Source organism: Amycolatopsis sp. VC5-11, from assembly GCF_037034185.1.
In the GTDB taxonomy this organism is placed as follows: Bacteria; Actinomycetota; Actinomycetes; order Mycobacteriales; family Pseudonocardiaceae; genus Amycolatopsis; species Amycolatopsis nivea.
On sequence record NZ_JBAGKF010000007.1, the window covers coordinates 169,165 to 191,541 of the forward strand.

Genomic DNA, 22,377 nt, shown 5'->3' on the forward strand with positions numbered 1-22,377 from the left:
CGCTGTCACGCCGACGCGGTTTGCTCGATGCTGATGAATCGGATGCACGCGGATGAAGCGGAAATCGACGACGACCTGGTCCGTCGCCTCGTCGCGGCCCAATTCCCGCAGTGGGCCGAGCTGGCGGTCTCGCGGGTCGCCTCGTCGGGGACGGAAAACGCGATGTTCCGGCTCGGCGACGAACTCGTCGCCCGGCTGCCGCGGCTGGAACGCGGGGCCGCCGAGATCGGCCACGAACAGCGCTGGCTGCGGTGGCTGGCGCCGCGGCTGCCGGTCGCGGTGCCGGAAGTGCTCGCCGAAGGACGGCCGGGCGAGGGCTTCGAGTGGGACTGGTCGGTGCTGCGCTGGCTGCCCGGCGTCAACCCGGATTTCGGCGACGCACAGGTGGCGCGGGACCTGGGCGCGTTCGTGAAAGCGTTGCGCGGCCTCGATACTTCGGGAGCACCGGAGGTCAGCCGGGGCCGTCCGCTGCGCACGCGGGACGCGCCGACCCGGGAGGCGATCGCGCAACTCGGCGGCGATCCGGCGTACGTCGCGGCGTGGGAGAAGGCGCTCGCGGCACCGGAGTGGGCCGGGGCGCCGGTGTGGCTGCACGCGGACCTGTCGCCGGGAAACGTGCTGGTCGACGACGGCGGGCTGAGCGCGGTGCTGGACTTCGCGGGAGTCGGGATCGGCGATCCGGCGGTCGACCTGATCCCGGGATGGAACACGTTCGCGGCGGCTGAGCGGGAGGTGTTCCGCGAGGCAGTGGAGGTAGACGACGCGACGTGGGAGCGCGGGCGGGGCTGGGCGTTGTCGATCGCGCTGATCCAGCTGCCGTATTACCGGGAGACGAATCCGGTGCTGGCGGCGAATGCGCGGCGCACGATCGAGGCCGTGGTGTCGGACGGTTAGTCGAGGTCGATCCGGATCGTCAGCAGGTCGGTTCCGAACGCCTGGACCGCGGTGCTGTTCCAGCGTGGCAACGACTTCAGCCGCGCGCGGGCGTCGTCGTCCGGGAGCAAGCGCGCGACCCCGCGCAGCCAGCGGCCGTGCAGTCGCAGCCGGACGCGCGGGTCGGCCTGGATGTTGCGCACGTACTGCGACCGTTCGCCGAACTCCGACACCAGCCAGAATTCCTGACCCACGCGGCGGCCGCCGATCGGCGTCTGGCGAGGGAGACCCGAGCTGCGGCCGGTCGTTTCGAGCAGCGTCTGGCCGGGCAGCCGCGACAGGACCGGGTTGCCGAGCCGGCGCTGGAACGTCGTGACGATCCGGTGCTGGAGGTCGCCAGGCCGAGTTCGACCGGCGGCGGCGCGCAACCGGGCGGGGATGACCCTTTCGTGAATCGGCACGGCCAGGGCCCACAGCTGGCGCGCCGGGAACCGGTTGTAGGTGACTTCCGTGGTCCAGTACACCCGGTCCGCGTCGAGGTGGACGATGTTGCGGGTGGTCATCAGGGGCGAGGGCGCTTCGAGCACGACCCGGTCCGGGGTGGCCGAAGCGACGGTCCAGCCGAGTACCCGGTCGGGCGACAGACGAGTCGTCAGGCCGAGGCCGAGCCACCCGGTGCGCAGGAAGGCCCGCAGCGGCGGGGGAGCGTCTTCCCACACCGCCCGGGCCCACGCCAGGGCGTCGCGCTGGTCTCCGGCAGGACGCGAAATGTCCACTGTGGACGTGAAATCCGGCACTCCGCCACGCTAGCACTCACCACCGTCAGGACGCTGGTTTCCAGCCCAGCTCCGGGCCGAGCCGGGTGGCCAGGTCGGTGAGGATCTGCACGTAATCCTCGTGCTCGAAGGTAAACGGCAGCGCGAACGCGACCTCATCGATCTCCCGGAACGCGGCGTGCCGGTAGAGCTGTTCGGCAATCTGGGCGGACGTGCCGACATAGTCGCGCGAGAACAGCAGACCGCCCGGACCCTGCGGGGTTTTCGTGCGCGGCAGGCGTTTTGCCGCATAATCCTCGTACTTCGCGCGCTGCTCAGCTGAGGCGCTGTCGGTCGGAATCACCACCAGGCCTTGCGAAACCCGCGCCCGCTCCCCGTCCGGATGGTGCGACCGGAACGCGCGCACGTGCGAGAGCTGGATCTGCTCGAAGTCCGTCGAGCCCTCCTCGGCGCGGACAACGCTGCTGGTCAGGTAGTTCATCCCGGCTTGTCCGGTCCAGATCGCCGACCGGGTGCTCGCGCCGCCGTACCAGAGGCGGCTGGCGAGGCCGGGCGAATGCGGCTGCACGCGCTCGGAGAACGTCTCGATGCCTTCGACGCCGCTGAACGTCGACGCGGGCTCGCCGCGGACCAGCGACAACAGCCGCGACACCCGGTCGTAGCCGAAGTCTTCGCGGTCGCCGGTGTCCGGGTACAGCGCGCCCCGGACGTCCTCGTAATGCATCGGCGGGCTGACGCTCACGCCCGGGTTGAGGCGCCCGCCGGACAGGACGTCGACGGTGGCCAGGTCTTCCGCAAGGCGCAGCGGGTTTTCCCAGCCGAGGGGGATGACTGCGGTGCCCAGTTCGATCCGGCTGGTGCGCTGGGTGGCGGCGGCGAGCACCGCGACCGGCGACGAGATGCCGTACTGCAGGTGCCGGTGGCGGACCCAGGCGTTGTCGAATCCGAGCTGCTCGCCGAGTTCGAGCACGCGCAGCGTGGATTCGTGGCCGGGCCGCGGGTCGTCGCCGTCGAACAGGCCGATCGTCAGGAAACCCAGTTTGCGCAGCGGGTGCGTTTCGCTCGGCACGGCGGATCCTTCCTCGGGCGGACTAAGCCGGAATAACCGCGGGCCGGACCAGGTTGTTCCGGCTCGCTGACACTGAACACTGGGGAGTACGCACCATGCGCGCTTTGTCCATCACCCGCTACGGCGGTCCCGAAGTCCTCGAAGAGATCGAGGTGCCCGAGCCCGTTCCGGGGCCGGGGGAAGTGACCATCACGGTCTCGCACGCGTCCGTGGGACTGATCGACGCGCTGATCCGCCGCGGGACGCTCGCGGAGTACGACTACGCGCCGAAGCCGCCGCTGGTGCCTGGGCTCGAGGTCGCGGGCACGATTCGCGCGGCCGGACCGGGGAGCGGCTTCTCGGTCGGGGACGAGGTCGTCACGCTCACGCTGCCCGGAATGGGCGGATACGCCGACGTCAAGCTCGCGCCCGCCGCGCTCGTCGTGCCGCTGGCGGGCACCGGCGTGGAGCGCGCGCAGGCGGTGGCCGGTCTGGCGAACACCGTGACGGCCTACCTGTCGCTCACCGAGGCGGTGCGGTTGCCGAAGGACGCGCGGGTGCTCGTGCACGGCGCGCTCGGCGGGCTTGCCTCGATATACCCCGAGGTGGCGCGGCTGCTCGGCGCTCGCGAGGTGGTCGGCACGGTCCGGCGGCCCGAGCAGGTCGAGGCGGCGAAGCAACTCGGTTTCGACCGGGTCGTGCTGTCCGGGGAGCTCGGCGAGCTGAGCGACGAGCGGTTCGAGATCATCGTCGACCCGGTGGGCGGCGACCTGCGGATCGCCTCGCTGGACCTGCTCGCGCCGATGGGCCGGATGTTGGTCGTCGGCAGCGCGGGCAGCGAGACCGCGCCGCTGGTGGACTCGAACGCCGTGTGGGGCAAGAACATCGGCGCGGTCGGCTTCAACGTGGGCGGCTTCCTGGCCGCCGACCCCACGCCCGCCCGCCCCGCCGCGGACGCCGTGCTGCCGCTGTACACCGACGGCCGGATCCGGCTGCCCGTCACCGTCCTGCCGATGGCGAAGGCGCGCGAGGCACACCGGCGAATGGACACGGGCGAGGCCGTGGGGCGGCTGGTGCTCGCCAACCCCCACTGACCGCGTCTTGACGGTCGTGAGGGGACCCCTGAGGGAATCAGATTCCTTCAGGGGGCCCCTCACGGACCGCAATCTTGGGCGCGCGGCCGGTCCGGACAGTGGCGCTCCTGACGTCACGCGCGCACCTGCTCCCCGCCGGGAATCGCGGCCAGGAGGTCGCGGGTGTACTGCTCGCGCGGCCGCAGCAGGACGTCGTCGGCCGGGCCAGTTTCGAGCAGTTTGCCCTGGCGCATGACTCCGACCTGGTCGGCGATTTCCCGCACCACGGCCAGGTCGTGGGTAATGGACAGGGATGTCGGGCGGTTGGTGCTCGCCAACTAACGTCACGCGCGCACCTGCTCCCCGCCGGGAATCGCCGCCAGTAGGTCGCGGGTGTACTGCTCGCGCGGCCGCAGCAGGACGTCGTCGGCCGGGCCAGCTTCGAGCAGCTTGCCCTGGCGCATCACCCCGACCTGGTCGGCGATCTCCCGCACCACGGCCAGGTCATGGGTGATGAACAGGTACGTCAGCCCCAATCCATCCTGCAGTTCCACCAGCAGGTTCAGGATCTGCGCCTGCACCGAAACGTCCAAAGCGGACACCGGCTCGTCCAGCACGACGAGATCCGGTCGCAGCGCCAGCGCACGGGCGATCGCCGCGCGCTGGCGCTGGCCGCCGGACAGTTCGGCTGGTTTCCGGCGCAGCACTGACGACGGCAGCGCGACCTGGTCCGCCAGTTCGGCGACCCGTTCCGCCCGGCCGCCGACGCGGAACGCGCGCAGCGGTTCGCCGATCACGTCGGCGATCGAGAAGCGCGGGTTCAGCGACGCATACGGGTTCTGGTAGACGAGCTGGAACCGGCGGCGCAGCCTGCGCAGTTCGGCGGGGGACAGCTGCGTGACGTCCTGACCATCGAAGCTGATCGTGCCCGCGGTCGGGGTTTCCAGGCCGACCGCGATGCGGGCGGTCGTCGTCTTGCCGGAGCCGGATTCGCCGACCAGCGCCAGCGTCCGGCCGCGCGTGAGCTGGAACGACACGTCGTCCACGGCTTGCACGGAACCGGCGCGCGAAGCGAAAGTCTTCGAGACCGACTCCACGGACAGCAGGACTTCCGGGCCTTCCGCGCGGCGGGGCCGGAGCGGTTCGCGGCTGAGACTCGGGGCGGCGGCGAGAAGCCGTTGCGTGTAGTCCTGCGTCGGCGCGGCGAGGAGTTCGCGGGCCGGTCCTTCCTCGACCAGCCGTCCCTCGGACAGCACGGCGATCCGTCCGGCCCGGTCGGCGGCGACGCCCAGGTCGTGCGTGATCAGCAGGATCGCGGTCCCGTCGTCGGCGGCCAGTTCGGCCAGATGGTCGAGGATTTCCTTCTGCACGGTCACGTCCAGCGCACTGGTCGGCTCGTCGGCGATGATCAGCCGCGGTTTGCCTGCCAAAGCGATGGCGATCAGCACGCGTTGCCGGAGCCCGCCGGACAGCTCGTGCGGATACTGCCGCGCGCGAAGCTCCGGCCGGTCGACTCCGGCCCGGCGCAGCAGGTCCACTGCGCGGGCGGCGGCCTCGTTCCGGGCGGCCAGGCGGTGGATGAGCAGCACCTCGGCCACCTGTTCGCCGATCCGCCGGACCGGGTTGAGCGACACCGTCGGATCTTGCGGCACCAGCGCGATCCCAGTGCCGCGGACCTGCCGCCAGTCCTTTTCGGACAGTGTGGTCAGGTCGCGTCCGTCGAAGGCGATCCGGCCGCGGCGGACCAGGCCGCCGCGGGGGAGCAGCCCGATCGCGGCGTGCGCGGTGGTGCTCTTCCCGGAACCGGATTCGCCGACCACCGCGACGATCTCGCCCGCTCCGACCCGCAGGCTCACGTCGCGCACGGCGGGCACCACGCCGCCCGAGGTGCGGTACGAGACCGCCAGTTCGCTGATCTCCAGCACTTGTCAGCTCCGTTCGCCGTCGAGAGCCCGGGACACGCGGTTCGCCGCCAGCACGACGGCCGCGACGGTCAAGCCCGGGAACGTGGTCATCCACCAAGCGGTGGCGAGGAAATTGCGCCCGCCGGCCACGAGCGCGCCCCATTCCGGCGCCGGCGGGCTCGCGCCGAACCCGAGAAAACTGAGCGCGGACACTTCGAGCACCGCGGTCCCGACCGTCACCGTGGCCAGCACCAGCACCGGCCCCAGCGCGTTGGGCAGCACGTGCCGCCCGAGCACCCCGGCCCAGCGCACGCCGGACGCCCGGGCCGCCTCGACGAACACGCCGGAACGCACCCGCAGCACCTCGGCGCGCATCAGCCGGGCGAACGCGGCGAGGTTCGCGACCCCGACCGCGATCGCGACGTTCGTGGTGCCGAACCCGAGCGCGGTCACCAGCGCCAGCGACAGCAGGATCGCCGGAACCGCCTGGAGGACGTCGACGATCCGCATCACGACCGCGTCGAGCCATCCGCCGCGGAACCCGGCGAGCAGTCCCAGCGCGGACCCGGCGGCGAACGCGACGAGGACCGCGAGCACGGTCGCGCGCAGGGAGAGCCCGGCTCCGTGGACGACGCGGGCGAACACGTCGCGGCCGGTTTCGTCGGTGCCGAAGAGGTGGCTGAGCGACGGGCCTTGGAGCCGTTCGGAGGGGACGCCGGTGATGGGATCCTGGCCGGTGAACAGCGTCGGCGCGAAGGCCGCGATCAGCACCGCGACGAGCACGAGACCGGACAGCAGCAAACCGGGTCGGCGGACGAGGAATCGTTGGGAGAGCACGGCTTCAGACACGCGCGGGCACCTCCTTGCGCACAGAGACCCGCGGATCCAGCAGCGGGTACACGAGATCGACAACCAGGTTGAGTACCACGAAGAAGAACGCCGCGAGCACGATCACCGCCTGCACCACCGGCACGTCCTGCGCGGTCACCGCCGACGCCGTGACGCGGCCGAGCCCGTCGCGCGAGAACACGGTTTCGGTCACTACCGAACCGGCCAGGAGATTGCCCGCGACCACGCCCGCCAGGGTGAGCGCGGGCAGTCCGGCGTTGCGCAGCGCGTGTCCGAAGTGGACTCGACGACGGCTCGCGCCTTTCGCCCGCACCACTTCGATGTACGGCTCGGCGAGCTGAGTTTGCAGGCTCTTCGCCAGCACCTGCGCGATGATCGCCCCGGTCGGCAGTGCGAGCGTGATCGCCGGGAGAACCAGCGACGCGAAACCGGTCGACCCGAGTGCCGGGAACAGCCGCAGCTGGAATGAGAACAGCTGGATCAGCAACAGCCCGACCCAGAACGTCGGCAGCGAAGTGCCCAGCGGCGGCAGGGAAAGCAGCAGCTGGCTCACCCAGCGGGTGCGGGTGAACGTGCCGAGCACGGCGATCCCGCCGCCGAAGACGATCGCGAGCACCAGTGCCAAGCCGGAGACGGCGAGGGTCGGCGGCAACGCGGCGAGGACCTGGTGGGTGGCGTCGTCGCCGGTGGCGATCGAGGTGCCGAAGTCGCCGTGCAGCGCGGCGAGGAGGTGCTTGCCGTACTGCACGAGGACCGGGTCGTCCAGCCCGTACTCGGCGCGCAGGGCGGCGGTCTGCTCCGGCGACGCGCTGGGTCCGCCCTCGGCCGAGCCGAGTTTGGTGAGCACCGCGTCGCCGGGCAGCAGGTACAGGATGACGAACGACAGCGTGAACGCCGCCCACAGCACCACTACGGCCTGCAGTACGCGGCGAAGCAGCGGGAAGCCTTTCACGAGCCCGAAACCCAGGCGTCGAACAGCTGCAGCCGCGAGGAGGCCTCGAAGCCCACGTCATGCGCGGTCGGGCCGACGCCGAGCACCTGCGTCAGCTCGAACACCGGGATCGAGTAGGCCTGCTCCACGATGGTCCGCTGCGCCTTTTCCGCTGCTGGCTTGCGCTTCGCGGGATCGACCGTGGCGGACTGTTCGGTCAGGGACGCGTCGAGCGGGTTGTCCGCGGGCAGCTTGCTGCGGTTGTTCGTCTTCGTGGAGAACTGCTGGCGCAGGATGTCCGGGTCGGCGCGGGTGACGTTGTACCAGAGAAAATCGTAGTCGCCGGCCTGCTGCAGGCGGGTGACCTCGGCGTTGGTGTGCAGCTCGATCTTCAGGTCGAAGCCGATCTTGCGCAGCTGCTGCTGGATCAGCTCCAGCACGCTCTGGTTCTGGTTGAACACCGGGGAGAACAGCACCGACGCGCCGAGCCGCTGCCCGTTCTTGGTCCGGATCCCGTCCGGGCCGGGGACCCAGCCGTCTGACTGCAGCAGCGCCTGCGCGCCCGCCGGGTCGTAGGCGAGTTCTTTGGACAGATCCGTGTACAGCGGCGTCGCGGAGCCGAGGATGCTCGTGGCGGGCTTGTAGTTCGGGGTGAGCACGGTGCTGGTGACTTCGGGCCGGTTCACGCCCTTCGACACCGCCTGGCGCACCTTCTGGTCGGCGAGGGCGCCGCGGGTGACGTTCGCGTGCAGGTTGAACACGATGCCCGGGTTCGGCCGGACCGGTTCGGCGAACCCGTTGCCGGAGAACTGCGGTTCGTCCACCGGCTGGACGTCGGTGATCGCGTCGAGCTGGCCGGACGTCAGGCTGCCCGACCGCACGCCCGGCTCCGGCGCCACGCGGAAGTCGATCTTGTCGACGTACGCCTCGCCCTGGTGCCGCCACAACGGCGATCCCCAGCGGTAGCCGGTGCGCTTGCTGAGCACGATGTTCTGGTTCGGCTTCAAGCTAGTGAACACGAACGGACCGGAGCCGATCAGTCCGGTGCCCTGGCAGCGCTGCTCGGCGGTGTGCCGGAACGCCGCCGGAGCGAGCACGCCGAGCGACATCGTGGAGCTCGCCTGCAGGAACTGCGCGCTGGGCTGGGTGAAATCGAGCCGGACCGTCGCCGGGTCGAGCACCGTCGCGCCGCGGTAGGCGGCGAGGTAGCTGGACCCGAGCAGAGCCTTCGCGCCGAGCGCCTTGATGCCGTCGAAGCTGGTCTTCACCGCGGCGGCGTCCACGGGGGAGCCATCGGAGAAGGTCGCGCCGGGACGGAGGTGGAAGGTGAAGCTCGTGGAATCGGGGCTGACCGTCCAGCGGTCGGCGAGCCAGGGCGTGATCGCGCCGGTTTTCGGGTCCTGGTCGGTGAGCGAATCGACCAGCTGACGGCCGACGTTCACCGAGGCGTTGGTGCTGGCCTGCTGCGGGTCGATGCAGTCCGGATTGGACGAGATGCCCAGCCGGAGCGTGCCGCCCGGGCGCGGGGGACCGGCGTCCTGCGAGCCGGCCCCGCCCGCCGTGCCGCACGCGGCGAGCAGCAGCGGAAGGGCCAGCACGAAGGCGGAACGGGACCGCGCGCGGGCGGCACGGCCGGGTCGGGGCGGGGTGTGGCGGGGCACGGAATTCCTCCAGCGGGGACGGAACGGATGCGTCCAGCTCACCCGTTCGCGGCGGTTCGCTGAAGCCCGTCCCAGCAGATGAGCCGGTGTCCCGCGATCCGGCCGGGCGCGCCGGTTCCGGTTGACGGACAAGGAAAGGCGTGGCCCGCGCCCGCGTGATAACCGGAGCGGTTTTGTTCGGCGAGAAGGTCCGGGGAACGGGAGCATCCGGCGGTGTGCTGCGGAAAACCGGTTGCGGCGCGGGGGAGACTGGCGGACATGGCGGGGCGGGGTGGGAGCGGGTCGGCTTGGGTCCGGCTGCAAGCGGTGGCGGTGTCGGGTTCGACCTGTGAAGGGCTTTTGCTCGCGGCACTGCCCTTGCTGGCCGTCTCGATCACCACCGACCCGCGTGCGGTGTCGCTGGTGAACGTCGCCGGACAGGCGCCGTGGCTGCTGCTTTCGCTGTTCGCCGGGGTGGTGATCGACCGGGTCCGGCGGACGACCGTGCTCGCTTCCGCGTACGCGGTGCAGATCGTCGCCGCGCTCACCTTGGCGCTGCTCGGTTCCACCGGTTCGCTGAGCCTGCCCGCGCTGCTGGTGGTGGCGTTCGTGCTCACGACGGCGCAGGTGTTCGGCGACGGGGCGGCGGGCTCGGTGGTCCCCGAGGTCGTCACGCCGGATCAGCTCAACATGGCCAACTCCCGGCTGCAGGTGATCGACCGCGGCATGGTCCAGTTCGTGGTGCCGCCGGCGACCGGGTTGCTGATCGGGATCAGCGCGGGGCTGCCCGCGTGGCTGGCGGCCGTCGCCGCCCTGGTCGCGTTGCTGCTCGCGCGCGGGATCCCGTCGGCGAAACCGGTGCGGACGCCCGCGCATCCGCTGAAGGACCTCACGGCCGGGCTGCGCTATCTAGTCGGCACGCCGTTGCTGCGCTCGATCACTATCACGGTCGCGCTGGGGTCGTTCGCGGCGGCCGCGGGCAACTCGATGCTCGTCCTGTACGCCACGCAGGAACTGCATCTCGCGCCGTTCGGCTACGGCGTGCTGCTGGCCTGCCTGGCGGTCGGATGGGTGGCGTCGTCGTTCTTCGTGGACCGGTTCGTGCGCCGGTTCGGCTACTCGACGGCGATGCGGATCGCGCAGGTGTGCGCGGTGCTGAGCCAGCTGCTGATCGCGATCGTGCCGCCGTGGCCGGTGCTGGTCGGCGCGGTGCTGATCTTCCTGACCTCGACGACGTTGATCTGGAACGTGTGCTCGCAGTCCAGCAGGCAGCGGTTCACGCCGTCGGAGCTGCTCGGGCGCGTGCTGACCAGCCACCGGGCGCTCGCCTGGGGCCTGACGCCGCTGGGCGCGCTCGCGGGCGGGTTCGTGGCCGTGCACTGGAGCTTGCGCGGGGTGTGGGTGATGGCGGCGGCGGTCCAGCTGCTCGGCACGACGCTGGTGTGGCGGCAGTTGACCCCGGCGGCGTTCCGGGACGCAGAGGCCGCGATGGCGCGCTGAGTCAGGCGCGCTTCGGCAGCTTCCAGCCGGGACGCGGGAAGTGGCAGGTGTAGCCGTTGGGGTAGTGCTGCAGGTAGTCCTGGTGCTCCGGTTCGGCTTCCCAGAAGTCCCCGGCGGGGGTCACCTCGGTGACGACCTTGCCGGGCCAGAGTCCGGAGGCGTCGACGTCGGCGATGGTGTCTTCGGCGATCTGCTTCTGCTCGTCGGTGGTGTAGAAGATGGCGGATCGGTAGCTGGTGCCGATGTCGTTGCCCTGGCGGTTCTTGGTGCTGGGGTCGTGGACCTGGAAGAAGAACTCCAGCAGCGCGCGGAAGTCGGTCTGTTCCGGGTCGTAGGTGACCTCGATGGTTTCGGCGTGCGTGCCGTGGTTGCGGTAGGTCGCGTTCGGCACGTCGCCGCCGCTGTAGCCGACGCGGGTCGCGGTCACGCCGGGCTGGTGGCGGAACAGCTCCTCCATGCCCCAGAAACACCCGCCGGCCAGAATCGCCTTCTCCGTGGCCATTTCGCCTCCTCCGTGCTCGGACCGCTTCCGCCGCCATGCTAGTCGCCCGGCAGCAGCCCGAGGACGAGGGCGAGCGGCGGCCACGCGTCGCGCCCGTGGCGGGTGCAGGCGAAGGCCCGCAACCGGACGTCCGGCCCGGTCAGCGCCACGACGGCGACGTCGGGCCGGGTCGGCCAGGACTCGGGCAGCAGGCCGACCCCGCCGCCCGCGGCGATCAGGTCCTGGACCAGGTCGAGGTTGTCCGCGCGGTGGGTGAAGCGCGGCGCGAACCCGGCCATCGACGCCAGCGTCCCGACGACTGTCTCGTCCGCGCCGTTGCGGGAGTTGCCGATCCAGTCGCGGTCGCGGAACGCGGTGAAGACCTCCAGGGTTCCGTTGCCCCGCAACCGTTTCGCGTCCGCGCGCGGCACCGCGAGACCCCACGGCGCCGTCCACAGCGGACGGACGGCGAGCGAGGGATCGGCGGGCGCGGGCGCGAGGTTGTAGTCGTAGGTGAGGGCGAGGTCGACGTCGTCGGTCCGGAGCTGGGCGAGCGCTTCGGCGGGTTCGTGCTCGCTGATCACGACACGGACTCGCGGATGCCGCTGCGCGAGGAGATCCGCGACCGGGAGCACCGCGTGCCGCACGCCGGTCCCGAATCCCGCGACTCGCACGGTCCCGGCGGGTTCGGCTTCCGGATCGAGGTCGACCCGGGCGGCCTCGACCGCGCCCAGGATGGTCACGGCGTGCTCGGCGAGCCGTCGCCCGGCCGGAGTGAGCCGCACGCGGCGGCCGTCCGGTTCGAGCAGCGCGACGCCGGTTTCCTTGGCCAGCACCGAGATCTGCTGGGAGACGGTCGACGTTGTGGTTTCGAGCACGTCCGCGACCGCGCGCATCGAGCCGAGCCGCGACAACTCGAGAAGGAACTGCAGCCTGCGGGTGTCCATCGCCCGATTGTCCAGGATATCCGGACGGTACGTCCAGGATTGGCACGTGGACACGAACGGTCCGGATGGGTTCTCCTGGACAGCGTGCTTCCCTCCACTCCCCGGACCGGTGTCGTCCTCGCCGTCGGCGCCATGCTGTCCGTCCAGCTCGGACTGGCGGTTTCGGTCAGCCTCGCGAACCAGATCGGGCCGACCGGCGTCGCGTGGCTGCGGCTCGCGTGGGCCGGCGTGCTGCTTCTGGTGCTCGTGCGGCCGCGGCCGTCGGCGTTCCGCCGTCCTGCGTTGCTGACGTGCGTGGTGCTCGGGTTCGCGACCGCCGGGATGACGATCTTGTTCATGGTCGCCGCGACGCGGTTGCCGCTGGGCACGGCGAGCGCGCTGGAATTCCTCGGCCCGCTCACCGTCGCGATCGTGCGCGGCCGCGGCGGAACCCGGGTGTGGCCGGTGCTGGCGGCGGCCGGAGTGGTGCTGCTGACCCAGCCGTGGCAGGGCGGCACCGACCTGATCGGCGTGGGCTGCGCGCTCGCGGCGGCGGTGTGCTGGGGCGCGTACATCGTGCTGACGCAACGGGTCGGCGACGAGGTGTCAGGCCTGCGCGGGCTGGCGGTGTCGATGCCGGTGGCCGGTCTGGTCGCCACTTTCGTGCACGCCCCGGCGGTGGTCGGCGACCTGACGTGGCCGCTGGTGCTCGCCGGGCTCGGGCTCGCGGTGCTCGTGCCGGTGGTGCCGTTCAGCCTGGAAATGCTGGCGCTGCGCCGGTTGACGACCTCGGCGTTCGGGACGCTGATGAGCCTGGAGCCGGCGATCGCGCTCGTGCTCGGCTTGATCGTGCTGCACCAGGTGCCGAACGTCGCCGCCGCGGCCGGGATCGCGTTCGTGGTGGCCGCGGGCATCGGCGCGGAACGGACCGGGGCGCGGGAACCGGTGAAGACCGCGGTCTAGGGCGGGTCCGAGAACCTCCGGGCCAACGGTTAAGCCCCGCGCTGTCCGGCGGAGAATCGCGTGGTCCCCGAGGGGTTTTCGGGCCTATTCTTGGCCGATGCGACTGGGCGGGGGGCGGGGCTGTGCGGGGGACGTCGCGGTGGTGGCTCGTTGCTGCGGTGCTGGGCGTGCTGGTGTTCGCGGTCTTCACCGCCGGGACAGCCTGGTCGCTGCTGTACCCCCGCTACGTGCTGGAAGACGGTGAGCTGGCGGCCGACTTCGCCGTTCTCGCCGGGTCGTTGTCCTTGGCGGTGTTCGGCGTCTTCCGCGCCAGTCGGCCGGACGGCCGGGTCTCGGCGCGGGCGGACAGGCGGTGGCTGCCGCCGCGCGGAAAGCACGACGGGCAGGCGGCGCTCGACCTGGACGCCGAGATCCGGCGGCTGCGGGGCACCGGCGTCAGGGCGTGGGGGTTCGCGGGGTGCTGGTTCGTCGTTCTCGTCGGATGCGTCGTGGGAATGGTCCGCATGGAGGCGTCGGCGGAGACCCTGCTGGCCACGGGAGCCCGGACCGCGGGGGAGGTGCTGAGCGTCGACGACCCCGTGAGCGGGCGAGGGGCTTCGTCGATGCGGGTCCGCTACGCGGCAGGCGGCACGAGCTGGACTGCCGAGATCGTGCGGAACTCCGGCCGGAGCTACTCGCCGGGCGAAAGCGTGACGGTGGTCTACGACCCGGCGGACCCCGACGACGTGCGGACCACCGAGGAGCAAAACGACAACCAGGCTCTCGTCGGGTTTTCTGTGGTGCCGGGGATTCTGGCTGTGGTCTGCTTGCCTTTCGCGCTGGTGGCGGCCGTGGCGTGGCGCCGCCGGCACCGGGAGGTGCGCCGCACCGGTTGGCGCGCGGCAGAGGTGACGGTCGTGCCCGACCCCGCGCGCAGGTCCCGGCGCGGACCGGTCGTCCTGGTGCGGTACCGCGACGGCTCCGGAATCCGCTTGCGCCAAGCCATGTCGACTCACGGGTGTGGCCTCGTGCGGGAGGCGCCGGCCTGGGTGGGCGGAACGGGACGGGACATGGTCGTGCTGTTCCCGCACGGCCGGTGGAGGCAACGCCCGAACGCCATGCCCGCCGTCGCCGAGTCCGAGCGAGTCCGGCGCTGGTCCGACCTGGTGCGGTGATCCGACCTCGCCTCCCGGTGCGCGGCGGAAGACGTTCTACGCTGGCGGCATGCAGGTGGAAATCTGGAGCGATGTCGTGTGCCCGTGGTGCTACCTCGGGAAGGCGCGGTTCGAGAAGGCGCTGGCCGGATTCGAGCACCGGGACGAGGTGACCGTGACGTACCGGTCGTTCGAACTGGACCCCGGGAAGGCCGGGACCGAGCCGTTGCTGGACATGCTCACCGCGAAGTACGGGCCGCAGGCCGCCGAGATGGAGCAGCGGGTCGCCGGGCTCGCGGCGGCGGAAGGGCTCGGCTACCGGACGGACCGGGAGATCGGCAACACCTTCGACGCGCACCGCCTGCTGCACCTGGCCCGCGAAAAGGGGCTGGAGAACGAGATGGTGTCGGCGTTGTTCCGCGCGAATTTCGCCGAGGCTCGGCCGGTGTTCACTTCGGACGTGCTGGCCGATGTCGCCGAGGAAGCCGGATTGCCGCGCAGCGAGGCCGAAGCGGTGCTGGCGGACCCGTCCCGCTACGCGGAGGCGGTGCGGGCCGAGGAACGCGAAGCCACGGAACTGGGCGCGGGAGGAGTGCCGTTTTTCGTGCTGGGACGACGGTTCGGGGTGTCCGGCGGGCAGTCGGTGGAGGTTTTCGCGCAGGCGTTGGAGAAGGCCTGGGCGGCGTCTGCGGGGAGCTGAGCCCGGCTGCCGGGAAGCAGCCGGGCGTCGGTGCCGGTGTGGTTATTCGGACCAGGTGCTGAGGCGTTCGAGCACCTGCGGGTCCGCGATGACCGGGTTCGTCGGCCAGCGTGCGCCGGTCGTCGCGGCGGGGGAGGCGTGGGCAGTCGGTGGAGGTTTTCGCGCAGGCGTTGGAGAAGGCCTGGGCGGCGTCTGCGGGGAGCTGAGCCCGGCTGCCGGGAAGCAGCCGGGCGTCGGTTCCGGTGTGGTTATTCGGACCAGGTGCTGAGGCGGTTGAGGAGGCGTTCGAGCACCTGCGGGTCCGCGGTGACGGGCTCGCCGGACACGGGTTCGTCGACCAGCGTGCGGCGGTCGCCCCGGCGCGGGAGGCGGACCTGTCCGGCGGAAATCCCGCCGGGCAGCGCCAGTTCGCACCACGTGGTGCGGCCGCCGCGTTCGCCGGGGCGTACGCCGATCCGTTCGTCGCGCGGCGGGGTCGGGGCGACGAGGTCGTCGTCGACTTCGATGACGAGCCGGTCCCCGCGCAGCTGCAGCCGGACGGTCACGAAAGCGGGCGCGGACGGGCTGCTCTGGTCGACGACGTCGCCCACGAGCCGGACCGCGGCGTTCGTGACCTGGTCCAGCATCGGCATCAGGGACCAGTCGGTCAGGATCAGGCGGACGAACAGCTCGGTGCACGGGACCGCGCTCGGCTGCGCCACCAGCCGGAGGTCGTCCACCTGGGTAGTGCGCGTGCTCAAGCGTCACCTTCCTCCTCGGCGAGCGGTCCGATCGGCCGGGACCGTGCGGGCATCATGCCACCGTCGCCGCACCGCGCTGCGGCGGGAGGGCGGTGTCCGGGAGAACCGCAGGTCACGCGCCTCCGCCGCGGAACTCCTATGCTGGCCCGATGTCGGCAGAGTCGGCCCGGTGGGCGATCCAGGACTTGATCATGACCTACGCCGCGCGCATCGACGCGGGCGATCTGGCCGGAGTGGGCGAACTGTTCCGCGACGGCACCCTGCACAGCGGCGGCGGCCGGACCGGGCGGGAGGCCGTGGAGAACTGGTTCCGCGACATCCTGGTCATCCATCCCGACGGCACGCCGAGGACCCGCCACGTGACGACGAACGTCCGGATCACGGCGGGGGAGGACACGGCTTCCGCACACAGCTACTTCACCGTTTTCCAAGCCGCGGAAGACTTTCCGCTGCAACCGATCGCGGCCGGGCATTACGACGACCGGTTCGTCCGGCGCGGGGACGAGTGGCTGTTCGCGGAGCGGACGCCGGTGCTGCAGATGACCGGGGACCTGACGCGGCATCTGCGGATGGACGTCGTGCGGGCGGCCAGTTCCGCCGGGTGACGGGTGGTCCAGACCTCGCTCGCCGCGGCTTCGCTCCCGGCCCCGTAAAAGTCCGTGAAGGACTCCTTGAGGGAATCTGATTCCCTCAAGGAGTCCTTCACGGACGCCCGCATCGTGGATCGAGCCTGGCGGCGAGGGGGCGTCGCAGGGCCGCACGCGAAGGGTCAGTCCTGTTTGCTCAGCTTCCGCCGCAGGCCGCGCCCGGCGGCGAGGGCCGGGAACGCCAGCAGCGCCCCGGCCCCGAGCGGGATTCCCTGCTGCCACGCAGGGGCCCCGAGCGCGGCGGGCGCGGCTTGCGGGTCGTGGTCGCTGACGCCGCCCCAGCGCGACGGCGGCAGGACGATCACCCGCGCCTTGCCGATGACGTCGTCCACCGGGACGGTGCCGTTGACCCCACCGCCGCCTTGGCAGCGGGAGTCGCACGAGTTCTCGCGGTTGTCGCCCATCACCCAGAGGCTGCCCTTCGGGACAGTGACCGGGGCGAACGTCTGCCGCGCTGTCGGCGGCTGGTCGAGCCAGTGCACGTACGGCTCGTCGAGCGGTTTGCCGTCGACCAGGACGCGGCCCTGCGGGTCGCAGCACTGGACGGTCTGGCCGCCGACGGCGATCACGCGTTTCACGAAGTCGCGCTCGTCCGGCGGCGCGAAGCCGACGAGGGAACCGAGGCCGCGCAACGTCTTCGTGAAGAAGTTGCCCGACTCCTGCGGCGCGATCTCGTTCGCGGTCCACGGCTGCGGGCCGCGGAAGACGATGACGTCGCCGGGGGCGGGGTCGGTGAAGTCGTAGGTGACGCGGTCGACGACGACCCGGTCGCCGAAGCAGCCGTCGCAGCCGTGCAGCGTCGTCTCCATCGACGCCGACGGGATCAGGAACACCTTCGCGACGAACTGCTGGATCAGGATCGTCAGCACCAGCGCGATCCCGATCAGGATCGGCAGCTCCTGCCAGAACGGGCGCTTGCGCCGCCCCTTCCTGGGCGGCTCGTCGGTGCCGGGACGGTCGGATCCGGACTCGCCGGGGGCGGGGACTGGGGGGATCGGGTCGGCCACGCCGTCAGGCTACCCAGATCCGCGCGCCCGGCGGCGGACCGCGCGCGGCCACGATCGGGGGGTCGTGCCGGTGAGCGGGACGGCAACCGGAGAATTCGCCCGCGGGGAAGGAAAACGGGCCGGAACCGGGGACGGATTCCGGAATCCAGCGCCAGCCGGAGCGCCGTGGCACGGTTTGCGTCACCGCGGGACCGGAGCGGCGCGCCGATCGAGTGCGGTCAGCTGCTCGACGAATTCCGCGACCCGATGGCGCCACGTGTACCGGCTCATCAGCCAGCCGCCGATCAGCACCGCCGCTCTGTGCTCGCCTGGGGAAGGAACATGGCGGCCGGTCCTGCCTGGACGCGAGTATGCGCCTTGCGATGCAACGGTAATCGGACGCGACTACTTCTCGAACGACCCGTGCCTGCCCGCGCCCGCGGCGAACCGGGTAGCACCCGCGAGCGTGTCCGATTCCAAGGACCGAATCCCGTGCCGGAATTCGTTCTCCAGTGCGGATTCCTCGCTCAAGGACTCGCTTTCCAGCAATGCCGCCCGGTCCTCGCGCAAGCAGGTCTGCGGAAACGCGGCGATGTCCCGCGCGAGGGCGATCGCGGCGGGCAGGGACTGCCCGGCAGGCACGACGCGGTTCGCCAAACCGATCCGGTGCGCTTCCGCCGCGTCGACCGGGCGGCCGGTGAGCACCAGGTCGAGCGCGTGGCTCCGGCCGATCAGCCGCGGCAGCCGCACCGTGCCGCCGTCGATCAGCGGGACTCCCCAGCGGCGGCAGAACACGCCGAACACCGCCGTTTCTTCGACGATCCGGAGGTCGGCCCAGATCGCCAGCTCCAGCCCGCCCGCGACGGCATGGCCGGACACCGCCGCGAGCACCGGCTTGCGCAGCCGCAGGCGCGTCGGTCCCATCGGGCCGTCGCCGTCCGGCTCGGTGCGGTTGCCGTGCCCTTCGCTGACCGCCTTGAGGTCCGCGCCCGCGCAGAAAGTCCCGCCGACGCCGTACAGCACCGCGACCGAGGCGTCCGAGGCGTCGAATTCCCGGAAGGCGTCGGCCAGCGCCTCGGCGGTGGCGCGGTCGACGGCGTTGCGCCGCTCCGGCCGGTTGATGCCGATGGTGGTGACCGGACCGTCGTGCTCGACCAGCACAGTGCTCACGCGGGGCCTCCTGGGGGAAGAAGCGGCTGTCCGGGCAGCATGCCACGCCCCGTAGGCTCCGGCACTGGTGTCGGCACGGGAAGGGGAGTGCGAAATGGACGGCCTGGCCGTGTTCGGGTTCGAGCTGGGGGTGCTCAAGCGGGTCCGCCGCGCGGGCTGGTGGCAGGCGGGCGTTCGCGACCCCGAGTCGGTGGCCGAGCACAGCCTCCGCGCGGCGCAGCTGGCCGCGCTGCTCGCCGCCGAGGAAGGCGCGAACCCCGAGCGCGCGGCGTTTCTCGCGCTGTGGCACGACACCCAGGAGACCCGCACCGGCGACCTGCCGCACACCGCCGCGCCGTACCTGACGAAGCCGGAACCGAGGGCGATCACGGCTGACCAGACCGCGAGCCTCCCGCGTGCGTCGGCGGAAACCGTGCAGTCGGCGGTAGACGAGTACGAAACGCGCGAGTCGCCCGAAGCGCGATGCGCGAAGGACGCCGACAAACTCGAGATGCTTTTCCAGGCCCTCGAATACCGCGCGACCGGAGTCTCCACAGTGGACGAATGGCTCGCGTCGGCGCAGGCAGGGCTCTTCACCGAAACCGCCCGGCGCGTCGCCGAAGCAGCCTTGGCGACGTCGCCGCTGTCGTGGCGCTCCCGTTAGACCTCACCCACATGGGCGCACTTTTGGTTTAAGACTGACCTCTCTGGGAAAGATCCAAAGTACGACCATCTCGGGGAGGCACAGGATGAACCGGAAACTCACGGCAACACTGGCCAGTATCGCGGCGATGGCGGCAACGATCGGATTCTCCGCGACCGCGGAGGCGGCGGGCCCGCCGTGCGGCCCCCAGGCGAAGGCGTGCCTGAAGCTCTCGGCGAACACGGCGTGGCTGATGGACAACGGCAAGGTCACCCGCGGCGGCGTGCCGGTCACCGTCGGCAAGCCCAAGTACCCGACCCCGGTCGGCACGTTCCGCGTGCAGTACAAGGACATCGACCACTACAGCAAGCAGTTCCACGGTCCGATGCCGTACTCGGTCTTCTTCACCAACACCGGGGTCGCGTTCCACCAGGGCAGCCTGAAGGTCCAGTCGCACGGCTGCGTCCACCTCTCGCACGCCGACGCGGTGGCGTTCTTCAATGCGCTGCAGCCGGGCGACGTGGTGCAGGTCGTGCGGTAGTCACCCGACGGGCATCGGCCGCCGCAGCGCTTGCCGGCGCAGGCGGCCGAACCCCCTCGGATTGTTGAGGCCGAACACCGCCACGGTCTGCCCGTCGCGGTGATAGGTAGCCAGGAAGGACTCGTCGTCCGGACTGCCGTCGGCGAAGCGCACCTCGTCCTCCGGCGCGGGATGTCCGGCGAGCTGGATGGTCCCGGCGTACTGATCGGACCAGACGTAGCCGCTCGGCTCGTACTCCCGGACCACTTGCCCGGCCAGCAGATTGGCGACCGCGACCGAAGCCTGTTCGGTCGCGTTTGTCCAGTGCTCGTGCCGCGTACCCGCCGGCCCGTACGACGCGACGTCGCCCGCCGCGACCACGTTCGGCAGCGAAGTGACCAGACCGGCATTGGTGCGGACGCCGTTGCTCACCGCCAGCCCGGAGCCGTCGAGCCACTCGACCGCCGGCACCATCCCGATCCCGGCGACGACCACGTCAGCGGGCAGATTCTCGCCGGTTTCCAGCTGTACCCCGGTGACCCGGCCGGAGAGCGTGGAAAGTCCGGCCACCGAGGTGCCACAGCGCAGAGTGACGCCGTTCCGGTCGTGCAGGCGCGCGCAGATCGAGCCGAGTTCCGGACCCAGCACGCGGGTCATCGGCGTCGGCAGCGCCTCCAGCACGGTGACCTCCAAGCCCAGGCTGTTGGCCGTCGACGCCACTTCGGCCCCGATGAACCCGCCGCCCACGATCACCACGCGCGCACCGGGAACCAGCTCGTCGCGCAGGGCGAGCGCGTCGTCCAAGGTGCGCAGAACATGAACTCCGGCAACGGATTCCGTCCCCGGCAAGGCGCGCGCACGGCCACCGGTCGCCAGGACCACGCCGTCCGCTTCCAGCTCCCCGTCCGACAGCACGAGGCGGCCGGTCGCCGGGTCGAGCCGTTCCGCGCGGGTGCCGAGCCGGACGTCCAGCGAAGCCAGATCGTCGGCGTCGAGCAGGTCCAGCGACTCGCGCGACGCGGACCCGGCCAGGAACGCCTTGGACAGCGGCGGCCGGTCGTAGGGGAGATGCGGCTCTTCGCCGACGAGCACCACCCGTCCGTCGAACCCCTGGGCGCGCAGCTCCTGCGCGGCGCGGGCGCCGGCGAGCGAGGCGCCGACGATCGCGACCGTTTTCACGCGGCGTCCTCGGCGGCGTCGGCGAGCACGTAGATCACGCCCTCGTCGACGTGCACCTGGTACGTGCGCACCGGCTGCTTGGCGGGCAGGCAGGACGGCATCCCGGTGCGCAGGTCGAAGAGCGCCGCGTGCAGCGGGCACTCCACGAAGCAGCCTTCGAGCCAGCCGTCGGCCAGTGACGCGTCCTGGTGGGTGCAGGTGTCCCCGATCGCGTACAGCTCGCCGTCGGCGTTGAAGACGGCGATGGGCTCGGGCCCCGCGATCCGGACGGACTCGCCCGGGGGCAGCTCGTCCACAGTGCACGCGCGCAGCATTGATTCCTCCGAAGCCAGTGATTGTTGCGTATTGAGGAACACCCGACGTGATACGCAACAGAGTCTGGGCGTGCCGGAGGGGCGCCGTCAAGAGGTTCCGGGGTGGAGTTTTTCGGAGCGCAGTTCCGGATGAAAGCCCTGGTCGAGGGCGGTTCCCGCGAACGGGTGCGGCACCGCCGCGGGTGCTTGACAGCGCCCCCGCTGAGCCTCATCTTGTTCCGGAGAGGGCAACAAGACGCGTAATACGCAACTTCGATCGTGTGTGAGAGGAGCCCTGCCGGTGACCGCTGTCGACCTCCCGCAGAGCCTGCTGCCGACCCTTCCCGGGCCGCACTACACCGACCCGGCGATCTTCGCCCGGGAGCAGGAGCGGATCTTCGAAGCGGGGTGGTTCTGCGCGGTGCGCAGTGCCGACCTGCCGTCGCCCGGCTCGTTCGAGACCGTGCAGGTCGGTCGCGAAAGCGTGCTGATCGCGCGCGGCCGCGACGGGGCGTTGCGCGCGTTCCTGAACGTGTGCCGCCACCGCGGCGCGCGACTGTGCACCGACGAGAAGGGTTCGGTGAAGCGCGCTTTCCAGTGCATGTACCACGCCTGGACCTACGGTCTCGACGGAAAGCTTGTCGCCGCCCCGAATCTGACCGGGATGCCGGACGTCGACCGCGTCGAATACGGCCTGACCGCGGTGCATCTGCGCGAATGGCTCGGCTACGCCTGGGTTTGCCTCGCCGAAGACGCACCGTCCTTTGCGGACACTGTGCAGGCGGACGTGAGCGCACGGCTCGGCGGCCCGGGCGAGATCGAGGCGTACGGGATCGAGAATCTGGCGCTGGGCCGGCGCATCGAGTACGACGTGCGCGCGAACTGGAAGCAGATCATCGAGAATTTCATGGAGTGCTACCACTGCGCGACGATCCATCCGGAACTCACCGAGGTGCTCCCGGAGTTCGCCGACGGGTACGCCGCGCAGTATTTCGTCGGCCACGGCGCGGAATTCGGCTCGGACGTCACCGGGTTCACTGTGGACGGCGGCGACGGCTTGCAGCGCCTGCCGGGCGTCGGCGAGCACCAGGACCGCCGGTACTACGCGATCACGATCCGGCCGCAGGTGTTCGTGAACCTGGTGCCGGACCACGTGATCGTGCACCGGATGTTCCCGCTCGCCCCGGACCGCACGCTCGTCCGCTGCGACTGGCTGTACCTGCCGGAGGTCGTGGAATCGGGCGCGGACCTCGACCGTTCGGTGGAGCTGTTCCACCGCGTGAACCAGCAGGATTTCGAGGCGTGCGAACGGTGCCAGCAGGCGATGGGCTCGCGCGCCTACGCCCGCGGCGGCGTGCTGGTGCCGAGCGAACACCACATCGGAGAGTTCCATGCCTGGGTGCGCGCCCAGGTCGGGGACTAG

Annotated in this window: 24 protein-coding genes; 10 read left to right on the forward strand and 14 right to left on the reverse strand. The window is 71.1% G+C overall.

The annotated features are described in order from the left end of the window. Nucleotides 1-27: 27 nt before the first annotated feature. Nucleotides 28-894 (forward strand): aminoglycoside phosphotransferase family protein, encoded by an 867-nt coding sequence (locus tag WA670_RS22440; RefSeq protein ID WP_308196551.1) that lies wholly within the window; start codon nt 28-30, stop codon nt 892-894. On the opposite strand, the gene WA670_RS22445 is transcribed toward WA670_RS22440, so the two are convergent. Both WA670_RS22445 and WA670_RS22450 read right to left on the reverse strand, forming a co-directional pair. Continuing rightward, nucleotides 891-1,670 (reverse strand): nitroreductase/quinone reductase family protein, encoded by a 780-nt coding sequence (locus WA670_RS22445; RefSeq protein WP_238606651.1) that lies wholly within the window; start codon nt 1,668-1,670, stop codon nt 891-893. The genes WA670_RS22440 and WA670_RS22445 overlap by 4 nt on opposite strands. A gap of 25 nt (nt 1,671-1,695) precedes the next feature. Next, nucleotides 1,696-2,718, reverse strand: a complete 1,023-nt coding sequence (locus WA670_RS22450) for an LLM class flavin-dependent oxidoreductase (protein ID WP_336158760.1) — start codon at nt 2,716-2,718, stop codon at nt 1,696-1,698. Between the two features lie 95 nt (nt 2,719-2,813). Here WA670_RS22450 and WA670_RS22455 point away from each other — a divergent pair, with 95 nt between their 5' ends. Beyond that, a complete protein-coding gene (locus WA670_RS22455) occupies nt 2,814-3,791 on the forward strand; it encodes a quinone oxidoreductase family protein (protein WP_336158761.1) in 978 nt (325 codons plus the stop codon). 113 nt (nt 3,792-3,904) lie between these two features. Here WA670_RS22455 and WA670_RS22460 read toward each other — a convergent pair whose 3' ends face one another. From WA670_RS22460 to WA670_RS22480, 5 genes are read right to left on the reverse strand one after another with little or no spacing between them, the layout of a single operon-like run. Next, the gene (locus tag WA670_RS22460; protein WP_199817717.1) at nt 3,905-4,108 is read right to left on the reverse strand and encodes a hypothetical protein; all 204 of its coding nucleotides are present in this window, start codon (nt 4,106-4,108) and stop codon (nt 3,905-3,907) included. Between the two features lie 6 nt (nt 4,109-4,114). Further along, nucleotides 4,115-5,695, reverse strand: coding sequence for a dipeptide ABC transporter ATP-binding protein (locus tag WA670_RS22465; RefSeq protein WP_037814351.1), 1,581 nt, complete (start codon nt 5,693-5,695; stop codon nt 4,115-4,117). Nucleotides 5,696-5,698: 3 nt separating this feature from the next. Beyond that, nucleotides 5,699-6,523, reverse strand: coding sequence for an ABC transporter permease (locus WA670_RS22470; RefSeq protein ID WP_336158762.1), 825 nt, complete (start codon nt 6,521-6,523; stop codon nt 5,699-5,701). After that, entirely contained in the window at nt 6,516-7,475 is a 960-nt protein-coding gene (locus tag WA670_RS22475; RefSeq protein ID WP_336158763.1) for an ABC transporter permease, read from the reverse strand. Before WA670_RS22475 ends, WA670_RS22470 begins: the two co-directional genes overlap by 8 nt. Next, a complete protein-coding gene (locus WA670_RS22480; RefSeq protein WP_442893120.1) occupies nt 7,472-9,052 on the reverse strand; it encodes an ABC transporter substrate-binding protein in 1,581 nt (526 codons plus the stop codon). Before WA670_RS22480 ends, WA670_RS22475 begins: the two co-directional genes overlap by 4 nt. 321 nt (nt 9,053-9,373) lie before the next feature. Between WA670_RS22480 and WA670_RS22485 the strand changes: the two genes are divergently transcribed. Continuing rightward, on the forward strand, nt 9,374-10,594 hold the full coding sequence (locus WA670_RS22485) for an MFS transporter (RefSeq protein ID WP_037814347.1): 1,221 nt from the start codon (nt 9,374-9,376) through the stop codon (nt 10,592-10,594). A 1-nt stretch (nt 10,595) separates the two neighbouring features. On the opposite strand, the gene msrA is transcribed toward WA670_RS22485, so the two are convergent. Further along, complete coding sequence (gene msrA / locus WA670_RS22490) at nt 10,596-11,096, reverse strand: peptide-methionine (S)-S-oxide reductase MsrA (RefSeq protein ID WP_043838070.1); 501 nt, start codon at nt 11,094-11,096, stop codon at nt 10,596-10,598. Between the two features lie 38 nt (nt 11,097-11,134). Beyond that, entirely contained in the window at nt 11,135-12,022 is an 888-nt protein-coding gene (locus tag WA670_RS22495) for a LysR family transcriptional regulator (RefSeq protein WP_336158764.1), read from the reverse strand. Nucleotides 12,023-12,106: 84 nt separating this feature from the next. Here WA670_RS22495 and WA670_RS22500 point away from each other — a divergent pair, with 84 nt between their 5' ends. The 3 genes from WA670_RS22500 (at nt 12,107) to WA670_RS22510 (ending at nt 14,797) form a co-directional block, all read left to right on the forward strand. Beyond that, nucleotides 12,107-12,964 (forward strand): EamA family transporter, encoded by an 858-nt coding sequence (locus tag WA670_RS22500; protein WP_240690946.1) that lies wholly within the window; start codon nt 12,107-12,109, stop codon nt 12,962-12,964. 122 nt (nt 12,965-13,086) lie between these two features. Beyond that, nucleotides 13,087-14,118 carry a DUF3592 domain-containing protein gene (locus WA670_RS22505; protein ID WP_336158765.1) on the forward strand — a complete coding sequence of 344 codons (1,032 nt, stop codon included), beginning with the start codon at nt 13,087-13,089 and terminating at the stop codon, nt 14,116-14,118. Nucleotides 14,119-14,167: 49 nt separating this feature from the next. Further along, nucleotides 14,168-14,797: a DsbA family oxidoreductase gene (locus tag WA670_RS22510; protein ID WP_336158766.1), complete on the forward strand. Its 630-nt coding sequence runs from the start codon at nt 14,168-14,170 to the stop codon at nt 14,795-14,797. Nucleotides 14,798-15,045: 248 nt separating this feature from the next. Here the strand turns inward: WA670_RS22510 and WA670_RS22515 are convergent, their stop codons facing one another. After that, entirely contained in the window at nt 15,046-15,537 is a 492-nt protein-coding gene (locus WA670_RS22515; RefSeq protein WP_037814340.1) for a hypothetical protein, read from the reverse strand. Between the two features lie 149 nt (nt 15,538-15,686). On the opposite strand from WA670_RS22515, the gene WA670_RS22520 reads away from it, so the two are divergent. Then, nucleotides 15,687-16,142, forward strand: coding sequence for a nuclear transport factor 2 family protein (locus WA670_RS22520; RefSeq protein ID WP_336158767.1), 456 nt, complete (start codon nt 15,687-15,689; stop codon nt 16,140-16,142). Nucleotides 16,143-16,306: 164 nt separating this feature from the next. Here WA670_RS22520 and lepB read toward each other — a convergent pair whose 3' ends face one another. Then, a complete protein-coding gene (lepB, locus tag WA670_RS22525; protein WP_336158768.1) occupies nt 16,307-17,191 on the reverse strand; it encodes a signal peptidase I in 885 nt (294 codons plus the stop codon). A gap of 384 nt (nt 17,192-17,575) precedes the next feature. Continuing rightward, a complete protein-coding gene (locus WA670_RS22530; RefSeq protein WP_037814338.1) occupies nt 17,576-18,340 on the reverse strand; it encodes a crotonase/enoyl-CoA hydratase family protein in 765 nt (254 codons plus the stop codon). Nucleotides 18,341-18,434: 94 nt separating this feature from the next. Here WA670_RS22530 and WA670_RS22535 point away from each other — a divergent pair, with 94 nt between their 5' ends. Together WA670_RS22535 and WA670_RS22540 are read left to right on the forward strand one after the other, a co-directional pair. Continuing rightward, the gene (locus WA670_RS22535) at nt 18,435-18,983 is read left to right on the forward strand and encodes an HD domain-containing protein (protein ID WP_238606641.1); all 549 of its coding nucleotides are present in this window, start codon (nt 18,435-18,437) and stop codon (nt 18,981-18,983) included. An 85-nt stretch (nt 18,984-19,068) separates the two neighbouring features. Continuing rightward, entirely contained in the window at nt 19,069-19,503 is a 435-nt protein-coding gene (locus WA670_RS22540) for a L,D-transpeptidase (protein ID WP_037814335.1), read from the forward strand. Here the strand turns inward: WA670_RS22540 and WA670_RS22545 are convergent, their stop codons facing one another. Then, complete coding sequence (locus WA670_RS22545; RefSeq protein ID WP_336158769.1) at nt 19,504-20,661, reverse strand: NAD(P)/FAD-dependent oxidoreductase; 1,158 nt, start codon at nt 20,659-20,661, stop codon at nt 19,504-19,506. After that, a complete protein-coding gene (locus tag WA670_RS22550) occupies nt 20,658-20,975 on the reverse strand; it encodes a bifunctional 3-phenylpropionate/cinnamic acid dioxygenase ferredoxin subunit (protein ID WP_037814333.1) in 318 nt (105 codons plus the stop codon). Before WA670_RS22550 ends, WA670_RS22545 begins: the two co-directional genes overlap by 4 nt. Before the next feature lie 280 nt (nt 20,976-21,255). Here WA670_RS22550 and WA670_RS22555 point away from each other — a divergent pair, with 280 nt between their 5' ends. Further along, entirely contained in the window at nt 21,256-22,377 is a 1,122-nt protein-coding gene (locus WA670_RS22555; RefSeq protein ID WP_336158770.1) for an aromatic ring-hydroxylating oxygenase subunit alpha, read from the forward strand.